This window comes from Pseudonocardia humida (assembly GCF_023898865.1).
Lineage (GTDB): Bacteria > Actinomycetota > Actinomycetes > Mycobacteriales > Pseudonocardiaceae > Pseudonocardia > Pseudonocardia humida.
In genome coordinates, this window is the sequence record NZ_JAGSOV010000062.1 from 45,536 (window position 1) to 58,541 (window position 13,006).

1 protein-coding gene (only partly in view) is annotated in these 13,006 nt (G+C 75.4%); it reads right to left on the bottom strand.

Translation table 11 applies throughout. The features are described from left to right. Positions 1 to 13,006, bottom strand: the 3' end of a protein-coding gene (locus KDL28_RS29345) for a preprotein translocase subunit SecA (RefSeq protein WP_252443896.1). It continues 17,072 nt past the right edge of the window; the window shows 13,006 of its 30,078 coding nt (coding positions 17,073-30,078); its start codon lies beyond the right edge, outside the window; the stop codon is at positions 1 to 3.

A 13,006-nucleotide genomic window follows, 5' to 3' on the forward strand; every position in this document is an offset into this window, starting at 1 on the left:
CTACGGACGGCTCGGGCCCCACCGGTACCCGACGGCCGTCCCGGAGAAGGGCAGCTCGACCGCGCCGGTCAGCTGCGAGGAGAACGTGCCCGGACCGCCGGCGGGCCGGTCGATCGTGACGGTCAGCTCGCGCACCGGCCGACCGGAGAAATCCAGGCCCAGCTCGGCGGCGTGGGCGGCGGTCAGCTCCAACGCCCGGTCCGCGTCCCGCACCAGGTACCGCCCGAACACCCGGCCCGACGCCCGCGCGTCGGTGATCGGGTGGTGGCCGAGCACCTGCAGGCCGTCCGCGGTGCCCAGCACCACCAGCACCCCGACGGCGGTGAGCCTCCCGTCGGAGTGCGACTCCCGGGCGAGCAGCACCGCGATGTCGGGGTGCAGGGCGGCCACCGCACGGAGCGCGGACAGGTCGCGCAGCGGCGCCTCCGCGTGCACCCGCGCCTCGGACCAGTCCGGGTGCGCGGCGTGGGTGAGCTCGTGGCGCCACAGCGCGCCCAGCGCCACAGGGTCGAGCACCCCGTTGGCCAGCGCTTCCCACACGCGGTCGTCGACGTGCACCCGGCGGTCCGCTGTCGTCCACATCGCGACGTCGGCCGGACCACCCGAGGACGCCGCGCGTTCGGTGAGATCGCGGTGGACGCACACCTCCTGGCAGCCGGCGCGGTCGAACTCCGCCGGGTCCAGGCCACCGATCCGGGCGGTCAGCTCCTGGCTGCCCACCGCCACCGTCGAGGCGGGGGTTGCGCGCCTCAGGTAGCGGTCGACCGCGAGCGCTTCCCCACGGGTGGGCGCGCGGCCGGAGAACAGCGCCGCCCCACCCCGCGGACCCGCCACCGGCGGGCCACGACCCGCCACCGCACCCACCGGGCGACCGGCCGCGCCGGGCCGGTCGCCGGAGCGCAGACCCCCTCCGGACCGGGTGGCGGGCCGAGCCCGCCCGCGCCGCTGCTGCAGGAGCGAGTCGACCACCACGGCGGTGACCTCCGGCCCGCCCTGGCCGTGCACCGACGTCACGCCCTCCTCATCCAGCATCCCGCCGGTGAGCAGGCTCACCAGCTCGCCGCGGGAGTTGACCACGGCACCGCCGGAGGCGCCGCCGTAGGACCAGCCCAGGAAGCTGAAGTCCTTCAGGTCCGGCCGGTCGTCCGCGTCGAACGGCCGGAACGGGCTGACCGGCCCACCGGCCACGGTCAGGAACTGCGCGGTGTCCGAGGCACCGGGGTAGCCGATGCTCATCACCGGCTCACCCGGCGCCGGACGCACCCGGGCGACCGGCAGGAACGGCAGCGGCCCGCGGTCGTCGTCGAGGGTGAGCCGCAGCGCGCCGATGTCGACGCCGTCGGCGTCCTCGCCGGTGAAGCTCACCGGCCCGGACAACCGACCCGGACCGTGCAGCCGCTCGATCCGGCGCTGCACCGCCTCGGCGTCGGGCATCTCCAGCACCCGCGTCCCGATCGTGCGCCCGTTCCACAGCTCGGCCACGATCGCCTCGCCCTGCTCGCGGGCCCCGTCCAGGACGTGGGCGGCGGTCAGCACCGTCCCGGACGGGTCGACCAGCACCCCGCTGCCCAGGCTGCGGCCCCCGGCCAGCCGCAGCCGCACGACCGCCCGCGTCACCCGCTCGACCAGGTCGCCGGCCAGCACCGGTCCCGCCCCGACGGCACCCGGGGCGGCCGCGGCGTAGTCGGCGGGCACCCGTTGCGACTGCACCAGCCACGCTCCCAGCTCGGTGCGCACCACCAGCAGAGCGACCGTGTGCTCGGACATGCCGGCCCTGTTCGCCGAGGTGGTGAGGTAGGACTCCAGCGCTCCCGCGCGGGCGTAGGGCCGCTCCGCGCGGTTCTGCCACGCCCCCGCGATCTCCAACGGCGTCGCCGACTCCCCGAGGACCCCGGGGCTGAACACGTCGGGGACCAGGTACCGGGAGAACGTCAGGCCGCGCAGCTCGTCGAGCAGCGACATCACCGGGTCGGCCGCCACGCCGATCAGCAGCTCGTCGCCGCGCGCGTCGGGCAGCGCCAGCAGCTCACCGCGGCCCGCCACCGCACCACGGGACACGAACCCCTTCTCGGTGAACTCCGCGGCCAGCTCCCGCCGCTCGGCCTCCTCCTCGCGGACCGCGGCCGGGTCCCGCAACGGCAGGTAGTCGATCACCATCGGCGCGCTGCCGCGCACTCCGCCCAGGAGCACCGCCGCGGCCACCCCGGCCGCCCACCGCCGCACAGCCCGCCACCGGGTCGCCTGCCGGGTCGCGGCATCCGGCGCGGGGTCGGCCGTCGCGGACGCGAACGGCGCTCGGAGGAGGAGCGCCAGTCCGCCGACCCCACCCGCCACGGCCACCGCGATCGCCATCCACCCGCCGGGCCCGGAGGCCTCCGGCGCGGCCGCGGCACCGGCCGACGCCGCCGCGGCCGGGACCGGGTCCAGCACCGCCGTCATCGCTGTCACCGCCGCGAGGACGAGTGCCCGAGCGATCCGCCCACCCCACCCGGTGGCGACCGACCCGGTCCGTGCACCGGGTCCGACAGTGGGCGCATCGGCACCGCCGGTCGCCGGTGCCGATCCACCGGCCTCCACGAGCTGGAACGCTTCCCCTTCGACGGTCACCACCGTTCCGAGCGGCACCGCCGCGACCCCCGCGACCGGCTGCCCACCCACCAGCACCGGCGGTGCCCGAGGCATCGCGGCGACGTGCCAGCCGTCCGCGCGGTGCAACAGCAGCGCCGACACGATCTCCGAGCCGCGGGAGGTCCGGACCGCGGCGGCGACCGACGCGCCGACCGACAGGATCGGCGCGTCCACCGGCTCACGCGTCCCGTCGGCGAGCCGGACCAGCGCGGTCCCGACCGGTGGGGCGATCACGTCGTTCGCGTCGACACCCGCCGGGACGGCCACGACCCCGCGCATCCGGTCGTCACCGTCGGCACCCGGCCGGCCGAGCACCAGCCGCGGCGAACGCTCGGCCGCCGCCAGCACGTCCTCCTCGGCCGCGCCGAGGGGGAAGAGCTCGTTGCCGACCAGGTTGGCGAGCAACGACGAGCCGCCGTCCCGCGTCAACCTGACGACCAGGTCGTGCGCGAGCCGGTCCAGCTCCTCCGGTCGCAGGCCCACGCCGACGACGTCCGCACCCGTGACGCCGCTCGCTCGGGCATACCCGCCCACCACCGGCCCGTCGACGACCCCGGTGAACGGTCCGCGGTGGGGGAACAGCGACAACGGCCTGGCCGGCAACGTCCCGTGGTGGAGCGCAACGATGGTCGAACCGCTCGCGGCCCGGCCGACCCGGCCGACCGGGCCACCGGAGCTGCCCTGCACCGCCCACGGGTTGCCGTCGAGCCGGAGCCCGACGGACAGGTCCTGCCGCTCCTTCGCCACCGCTCGGGCCGCGCTCACCAGCAGGTGGGCGGCACCCGTCGCGAGGTCCGCGACAGCGCCGTCCGGACCGGAGGCCGGGATCACCGTCTTCGGGAACCCGACCACCGCGGCGGCTTCACCCGCGTCGAGGCGGTCGAAGGACAGCGGTGGGAGCTGCATGCCGGTCAGCTGCGGGTGCACGATCCGGACCAGCGCCAGGTCGAACTTCCCCCGGTCGATCTGCCAGCGCGCGTCGCGCAGGTCCACCGCCGCGCCGACCGCGACGAGCGCGGCGGCGAAGTCCTCGTCCTCCGGCTTCGCCACGACCCAACCCGGCACCCGGAGCACCCCGGAGGCGGTGGTGACCTCGACCTGGAGCCTGCCGCCCCGCTTGCCGACCACGTCGGCCACGACGTGCCGGTTCGTCAACACGTACCCGGTGACGCCGTCGACCCGGTGGAGCACCCCGGAGGCGACGAACCGCTCGCTCCGCCCGCCGTCGGCGGGCGGCACGGTGCTGGTGATCCGGACGGTCCGGGCCACCAGCGGGTGCGGCTCGGTCCCCAGCTCGGCGCCCTGCCACGCCGACTCCGCACGCCCGTCGTCGATCTCGACGAAGTGCCGGGGCCGACCGGCGACCGGTGCCACCGCGCCGAACCGCCAGACCACGCGGTTCGAGGCGGACAGGGTCAGCACCGCCTCGAACTGCGCCCGTCGGGCCCCCGCATCCACAGCGCTCGCGGCGGTGCCGGCCCGCGGGTCCAGGTACGCGGTCCCGTCGAGGACGCCCACCGTCGCATCGCGCGGGCCGCCCGCCGCCGCCACCGCCTCCGCCAGCCCGTCGACGACGCACAGCCCGAGGCATCCGGCGGCGCGCAGCTCGTCGCCGGTGAGACCGCTCAGCGCCGTCGTGGCGGGGTCGCCGACGTCGAGCCGGTGCACACCCGCTCGACCGTGTTCGACCTCCGCCGCCAGCCCGGACACGACGTGGGCGACGACGGCGGCGTCCTGGGCCCGGGCACCTTCGAGCAGCCCCAGGATCCGCTGCGCGTCGTGGCTGTGGCCGCCGCGTGCGGCGCGGAGCAGGTGGAAGCGCCGCTCGTGCCCCAGCACCTCGTCCCACAGCCCGTACCGCAGCAGCTCGGCGAACCGCTCCGCCGGCACCACGATCACACCCAGGCCACTCACCCGGTCGCGCCAGCTGAACGCGTACATCCGGGCGGCGAGGTCCACCGCCCGGGCCGGGTCGGCCCCGACGGCGCGGAACGCGCTGACCAACTCGTCGAAACCGACCTCCAGCAGCCGCTCGTCCGACTGCAGCCCCGCCTCCGGCGGGCCGCGCCCCGGCACCGAACCCACCGGAGCGGCCGCCAGCCGGTCCGCCCACCACTCGGCCACCGCCTGCGCGACCAGCGCGTTGTCCTCCGCCTCGTACCCGTCCTCGGCCAGCGCGCCGGGCCGTGCCACGGGCGGCCCGGCGGCGTCCAGCTCCGCGACGCGGCGGGCCACCGCCGCCGACACCGCGGCCCGGATCTCGGCCTTGGTGACCGCGACGTGGAGCCCGGGGCCGTCGCTCGCCGGGGTGAGCCGGTGCACGGCCACCCCCGCCCGACCGACTCCGGGGTAGCGGCTGCGGAACTCGGCCAGCGGTACCGGGCCCCCCGATCCCTCCCACTCCACGAAGGCGGCGTTGATGCGGCGCAGCTTCTTCTCGCTGATCTGGGGGACCATCGCCTTGACCGAGGCCTGCAGCTCGTCGAGCGAACTGGCGGCCATCAGGTACAGCCGATCGAGCAACTGCTGCTCGTGCGCCTGGCGGTACTTGCCCGAGTCGAGCTTGACGCTGACCGACGCCCGCGCGCCGGCCGGACCGACGATCAGATAGTCGATCTCGGCGAGGTCGGCGCCCACCTTCCCCGACTGCGCCAAGGCGAACAGGTGCACGTTCTTGAGCACCGCGTCCGCCGGCCCGGCCAGCTGCTCGACCTCCGGGCGCGCCAGCTCCTCGAGCACCGCCCCCGCGACCTGCCCCACCCAGCCCTGGGCCGTGGTGTAGCGCTGCGGATCGGCGTGGTACTTCGCCCGCTCCGCCGCGGCGAGCAGCACCCCGCCGTACTCGCGAACCTCCGCGTCGGCGATCCCGACGAGCCGTGCGGCACCGGGCGCGAGGGGCGGACCGCGCGGACTGTCCAGCTCGGCGATCCGCTGGGTCACCGCCGGGGCGGCGGCGGTGGCTGCGGTCGGCGCACCGCCGACCGCAGCCCTCCCCTGCCGCCCGATGATCCGGTCGGCGTCCGCACGGTGCTCGGCGCCGTGCGGGTCGTCGTGTCCCCGCAGGTGGAAGCGCCGCTCGTGCTCCAGCACCTCGCCCAACAGGCCCGAGCGCCGCAGCTCGGCGAACCGCTGCGCCGGCACCACGATCACGCCCAGACCGGTCGCCCGATCGCGCCAGCTGAACGCGTGCATCCGGGCAGCGAGGTCCACCGCCCGCACCGGGTCGGCTCCGACGGCGCGGAACGCGCCGACCAACTCGTCGAAGCCCACCTCCAGCAGCCGCTCGTCCGACTGCAGCCCCACCTCCGGCGGGCCACGACCCGGCACCGCACCCACCGGAGCGGCCGCCAACCGGTCCGCCCACAGTTCGGCCAGCGCCTGCGCGACCAGATCGTTGTCGGAAGCCCCGTACCCGCCCTCGGCCAGCGCGCCGCCGCCGCTGAAGCTGCCGGTCGAGGCCGTGCCGCCCAGGTGGGCGCTCGGACCGGGACCCCAGCGGGGCGCCGGGAACGGCGTCCCCTCCGCCCGCGGCACCTCGACGGCGTGCGCACGCTCGCCGTCGATGCCCCATCCGGTGCGGCGAAGACCGGCGAGGTCGTTGGCGAAGGCCGTCAGGTACGCCACGCCCTCCACCAGGTCCGGCAGCACCCGCTCGCTGATGGTGCGGGAGGCCGCGCCGCCGCGGACGACGACCCGGCGCACCGTCAGGTGGTACAGGACCGCGGCCGCGATGGTGCTGGCCGTGCCCTGCTCGTACACCGTGGTCTCGTAGCGCAGCCCGTGCACGGAGTTGCGGCCGTGGCTGGACTGGTCGAACACCGCACCGCCGACGCTCAGCGCGGTCGGGTCCGCCCCGAGGCCGCCCGACAGCGTCGGGAACGGCAGGTGCGAGGTGCCACTGGCCGTGTTGACCTGGTCCTGGTCGCGGAAGACCGTGCGGATCTCGACCTTGCCCCGGTCCAGGACGATGAACCGGTCGGCGCGCAGCTCGGCGCGCAGCTCCACGTCGACGAACTCGCCGGGCCAGCCGGGCACCGGGATCCGGGCCATCCGCACCCCGTCGGGCGTGGCGATGCGGTCGAGGAACACGCTCAGCGCCACCGGGGCCAGCACGTGCTCCAGCAGGTGGCGCTGGTCCGCGGCCACTCCAGGACCGAGGAGGTCGCGGCTCGACAGCGCCTCGACCAGGGGCGCGACCAGAGCGGCGCCCCGGGCGTCGATGCGGACCTGCGCCGGCAGGGTGAACGGCACCCGGGCCGCCGGCTGGGTGCGCCTCCGGGCGGCCTCCGCCTCGGCGACAGTCGTGGGTTGGACCAGACCGTCGGGCAGCAGGCGGATGATCTCGCCGTCGAGCGCGCGCACGACGGCTTGCGTGGGCCCGGCCCGGTGGACCGCGGCCGCGGCCCCACGCCGCAGCCACGCCGGCAGGGTGCGCGGGTTCGGCGTCTCCTGCCACACCTGGAGGCTGAGGGTCACCTGCTGGCGGACGCGGTCGGCGCCCTCCCAGGACGCCACGCCGCGCAGCGTCGTCGCCTGGGCGGACGGCGACGACGACCGGGTGCGGTCGCGGCCGGTGCCCAGCCCGGCGCTGGGGCCCAGGACCGGCGAACCCCACGCCGAGAAGCCCGTGTCGCCCCCGATCTCGGCCCCGGGCCCGCGCGTGTGCCGGCGTGCGGCGTCGCGCTGCTGGTAGGCGTAGTCCTGGATGATCAGCCCGACGGTGTCGGTGCGCCCGGCCAGCGTGGGCAGCCCGGTGAACCGGGCGTCGACCGCGATGTGCAGCCGTCGGGTGCGGGGGAAGAACGCGCCCAGGCCGCCGGTGCGGGTCCGCACCGGCACGGTCAGCTCCATGCCGCCGGAGCTGAACATCCGGTCGAGGTGCCCGCGCCAGCGCTTGCCGGTGAACTGGTTGGACAGCCAGTTCCACAGCATCTGGTCGTCGAGCAGGCCGGGGACGGCCTCGTCGACCGCGCCGACGATCTCGTCGAACAGCTCGGTGTGCCGGCCGCCGTGGTGCAGGTCCGCACGCTCGACGACGGCCTCGCCGACCGTGTCGCGGAACTGCTCGGGCACGTCGACCACGAGCTCGGCCTTGGTCAGCGCCGCGGCGGAGCGCAGCACGTTGCCCAGCGCCAGCGCGCCCGGCGCGTCGCCCGGCACGTTCGGGAGTTTCGCGTCGCGACGGCGCTTGAGCTCGTCGTTCACCTGCTCGACGACGTAGTCGCGCAGGCGGTCCGGCTTGTGGTCGACGGCCATCCGGCCCGCGCCGGCGCTGTCGTCGAGGTAGCGGCGCAGCACCTGCCGCGTCGTTCGCAGGTCGAGCAGGAGGTCCTTGGCGAGCATCCGTTCCACGGCGTCGGCCACCACGTCGATCGGCAGCTCGAACGGCTTGCCGTCCTCGTCGCGGGTGGCCCGTGCGTAGTTGTCGATCACGTCGCGCTCGGGGATCGCGTGCACCAGGTTGACGTCCACCGCCGGCCGGGAGCTGACGAACTCGTCCCCGACCGCCACGTCGATCGACATGTCCATCGTGCTGATGTGGTGCTTGCCCAGCTCGATGCTGAGGAACTCGCGGCCCCAGATCCCCAGCGACGACCAGGAGGCGCTGCGCCCGCGCCCGTAGGTGCCGCCGGGCTTGAACCCCCAGCGGGGCGGCAGCAGCTGGCTGAACCCGAATCCGAACGACCCGCCGGCGCCACCGCCGACGGACCGGCCCTGCTCGGCGCCGAGCGAGTTCAGCGTCAGGTTGATGTCGCCGGTCAGCAGCGACGCGACGGTGAGCAGCTTGCTGTGGCCGTAGCGGCCGCGCAGCGTGACGTCGACCCACTTCGTCCAGCCGATCGGCGTGCGCATCGGCACCCGGACCCGCAGCCCCGACGTGGTGAGGTCGAGCAGCGACGCGCGCAGTCGGTCGGGACCGGCGAGTTCGTGCAGCAGCTGCTCGCCCTCGGGGCCGAGCGTCAGCAGCGGGTGCTTCCTCCTCAGCGCGGCGCGGATCTCCTTGTACAGCCCGCGGGCGTCGAGCGAGAGCGGCACCAACCGGGTGCGCGCCCAGTCCGGGAGCGCCTGCGGGGTGCTCGAGACGTACCCAGGGCTGTCGGGCAGCAGGTCGGCCGCCACCATGATCGACGCGTTGAAGTTCCACCGCGGGTCGCTGAACCGGTGCACGACCTTCCCGTGTCGGCGCACCGTCACCGTGACGACGTGCTCGACCTGGAAGCCCGCGGTCGCGCCCATGCCCTCGACGAGGGTCACGACGTTGACCGTGGTCCCGATGCTCTGGCCGGCGCTGCGGCCCCGGCCGATCCGCGCGTTCAGACCGATGCTGCGGGTGCCCTCGGTCTGCATCCCGGGCTCGGGGCTCTGGTCGAGCCCGACGCTCCCCGCCCGGCCGGCGTCGGCGCTGTAGCCGCTGCCCCACGACGATCCGGCCGACTGGCCCGAGGTGTTGGACTGGATGTCCAGCCCCACCTTCGTCCAGGAAGTCGTGTAGCCCTGGTATCTGGCCCCCTCGTTCCGGACCCCCCACAGCGGTTCGAGCTCGACGACCACCTGCACCCGCTGCGCGGTGCTCAGCCGCAGCCACCGCGACCGGGGCACCTCCAGCGTCATCGCGAGGCCACTGGTGACGGCCTGGTCGTAGCCGGTCTCCCAGCGGTCCGGCGAGATCAGGTCGCGCAGGTCGCGCAGGTTGGCCTGCTGGATGGCCCGCACGGACTTGTTGGGGACCGGCCCGCGGCCCGGGAGGAGACCGGTGCCGCGCAGCTTCGCCTCGACCGCCGCGCGCACCAGCTTGATCTTGTCCCACGGAACGTCGCGGACGAGCCCGTGACCGACCGTGCGGACCTGGCCGACGCCGTTGCCCAGGAAGTCGGGCGCGCGGCCCTCCCGCCCCGGGGGCGCGTCCTTGATCAGCTCGCCGCGCAGTCGGACGGACCCGCCCGTCTTGTCCGCGGCCGCGGGGTCGATGGGCAGGCCGTGCATGTAGGCGTCGTACTCCGCCATGCGCAGCAGCACGTCACCCTTGCCGTGCACCTCCTGCGACGACCCGCGCCGGTTCAGGTGCTCGACGCGCACCGTGTACTTCCAGGGCACCGAGTAGGCCTGGGAGTACCCGGTGTAGCGGTGCACACCGGGGCGGATCGCGGTCTGGTTGCTGCTCAGCCCGGTCGACGCGGTCGTCGACCAGTTGCGGCTGACGCCCGCGGACGGCTTGTACGGCGACGCGTCCTGCAGCGCCGCCCCCGCGAGCTCCGCCGAGAGCGCGTGGGTCCAGCCGGTCGATGCGCCCGCCGACACCGTGGCCGCGACCGTGGAGAACCAGACGTGCAGGTCCTCGAGCAGCTCCTTGCTGGAGGCGCGGCCGACCATCCGGGCGTTGGCCAGGTCCGGCGCCGCCGTCACCACCAGCTGCGCCTTCGGCCGCCCGAGCCGGTCGGTGACCTCCATGCGCAGGTCGTCGGCGTCGGCGGTGTCCAGCCGCGCCCCGAACTCCGCGATGAGGAAGGCCCGCAGCTGGGCGCGGGTCAGCCCACCGACGCGCGCGCCCCGGCCGAGCTTGGCCGCGACCGCGTCCACCAGGTCCTCGAGACCACCGACCGAGATCGGCGCGTAGGCCGGGAACGTTCCGAACCGCGTCCCCGGCGTGTCCTTCCACTCCCGCTGCGGCGGGCCGCGCTCGTCGTAGGCGTGCGACACCCACAGCGTGGTCATCTCGGCCTGGCGGGCGGCGTCGGTGTAACCGCCCTTCAGGGTGGCAGGGCGCGCATTGCCGATCGATGCGACCTGCTCCCAGGTCCGCTCCTGCTTGCGCGTCGTGCGGATCGACAGCTGCCACTGCGCGTCGACCTCGTACAGCGATGACGGGCCGCGGTTGTCGGAGACCCCGCCGCCCAGTGCGTAGCTGCCGGCGGAGATCGACCGCGAGTGGTTGCTCGACCGGTTCTGGGTGAGCGAGAACGTGACGCTCACGGCCTCCCGCAGCTCGGCCAGCCTGCCGTGGACCAGCAGGTCGGCCATGGCGAGCAGGTCCACCTTCGAGGTCACACCGCCCCTGCGCTGGCCCGAGGTGGAGGCGCTGGCCAGCCCACCGCCCTGCGGCATGCTGCCGATCATCAGCTCGGCGGCGACCCGGCCCCAGGCCTGCGCGGGATCCAGCACCGCGCTCCAGCCCAGCGCCTTCCACACGACCTTGATCTCCGCGGCGACTCCGCCGAACACGGGAACCCCCGCCGGCCACTCGAACGCCGGGACCGGCAGCACGAGGCCCTCGGGGGTGGCCGCCCGCCGGAACTGGGCGCGGACCGCCGCGTCCAGATCGGCCTGGGTGTAGCGGTGGCGCAAGCCGCGCTGCTTGAGCAGCGCGTTGACCCGCTTGGTCAGCTCGTCCAGCCGCGGCAGCCGCCCGGTCACGATGCCGGTGGCCAGGGCGATCTCTTCGGGCCTCGTCGCGGCCAGCAGTTCGCGGTACTCCTTGACCCGCTCGCTCGCCGTCTCGGCCAGTCCCACGGCCTGGTCCGCGGGGGCCGCAGCCAGCCGCACGTAGGCCTGCTGCGCGGGCTCCAGTCCGGCGATCGCCGCCTCGTGGGCCGCGACGATGCGCGTCGCCCTGGTCTCGACCTCCTTGGCGAGGTCCAGCTCCGCCTCGGCCTTGCGCACCCCCTCCTTCTGGCTGCGGTCCTTCTTCCCCTTCGCCTCCTTGACGGCCTCCTCCTTGGCCTTCTTCTCCTTCGCGGCCTCCTTCAGCTCCTCGTTCCGGGCGGCGAGAGCCGCTGCGAGCGCTTCCTCCTGAGGGGCGCCCAGCAGGTCGAACATGCGGTCCACCTCGGCGGCCAGGCGCTGCGCGGCGGCGGCGGGGTTCGATCCGGTGAGGTCGCCGGCCGCCTCCTTCACCGCCGAGGCGTCGGCCTCGAGGTCGCGGCGCAGCGCGGCGCGGTGGCGGGCCGCGTCGCGCGCGGCCAGCGTGTCGGGACCGGCGAGCTCCAGGAGGCTGGTGGCCTCGGGGATCAGCGCGCTGTGCTCGGCCGACCGCGCCGACTCCTCGGCGAGGAGTTCGCCGGCCGCGCGGGTGCCCGCCTCGAGGAGGTGCGGCTGGGCGTCCACCTGCTCGGCGAGGGTGTTGAGGGCCGCGACCACAGCCGGCACGTCCTCCGAGCCGACCAGGAGGCCCAGCCGGGCGAGGGCGTGCACCGTGCGCCGCTGCTGGGCCGCCGCCAGCTCCGTGGGGTCGGTCAGCTGCGGCTGCCCCGGGGGTGGGGTCAGGAACGTCGTCGCGGCGACCACGTCCTCCATGGGGACCGTCCACTCGTCACCCGTCGGGACGTACCGGTCGAACCAGCCGCTGCGGGGGCGGACCAGGAGCTGGCCGGGCTTCCAGGACAGCTCCCAGTCCACCGTGACCGCGGCGTCGCGCAGCGCGACCAGGCCCGGCCACCAGCCGCCGGCCAGCGCCTCGGCGTCGACCAGCAGCACGTGCACGCGCTCGAGCAGGGCGCCGCGGAACCGGTGCCGGTCGGCCCAGGCCGCGGTGAACTCGGCCTCGAGCGCGGCCAGGACGCGGTCGCGCTCGGTCGTCGGGCTCGCGTCGGACGCCGGTGTGGCGAGCAGGCGCATCGTGAACGCGTACTCGGCGATCAACAGGTCGACGGTGGCCTCCGGCAGGTAGACCGCGCCGGCGATCCGGTCGATCGCCACGCCGGTCTCCGCGACCCGGTGCATCTGCTCGGAGAGCGGCCAGCGCGTCCCGGCGTCGCCGATGTCGTGCGTGCGGCGGTACTCGGTGAGCTCGGCCAGCGCCGCACGCTGCTTCGCGCGCGCCGCCCTGGCGGCCTTCCACCGCGGCCGGGCCTCGATCAGCCACTTGACGCTCCAGCGGCCGGCGCGCCACGCCAGGTACGCCGTGCCGACGCCGATCGTCCACCTCTCCAGCCAGGCCGCCCAGCCGCCGCCTTCGTCCGCGGATGCCGCGGGCGGGGCAGGCGCGTCCGTGCCCGACGGCGCGGGCGCGGTAGGCGTCGTCTGCTCGACCGAGGTCGTGGGGTCGCCCGACGGCGCAGGCCCGCTCGCCGGAGCCGGCGTGTCCGCCGGAGCCGGCGAGTCCGAGGGGACCGGCAGGCCCGACGGGGCCGGCGTGCCGGTGCCCGACGGAGTCGCGGTGCTCGACGGCGTCGCCGTGCTCGACGGCGCACCCGGCTCGACCGGCGCGTACGCGAGGACGGCGCTGCTGGTCTGGGCCGCCGCTGCGGGGGTCATGAATCCGGATGCCACTGCCGCCACCGGCGAGAACGCCAGGGCGAGGAACATCGCGGCGACGGCGGACCGTCGGGCGAGGGCCGCGGGGGGACCGCGGGCCAGGGCCGGCGCCCACAGCTTGCGCAGC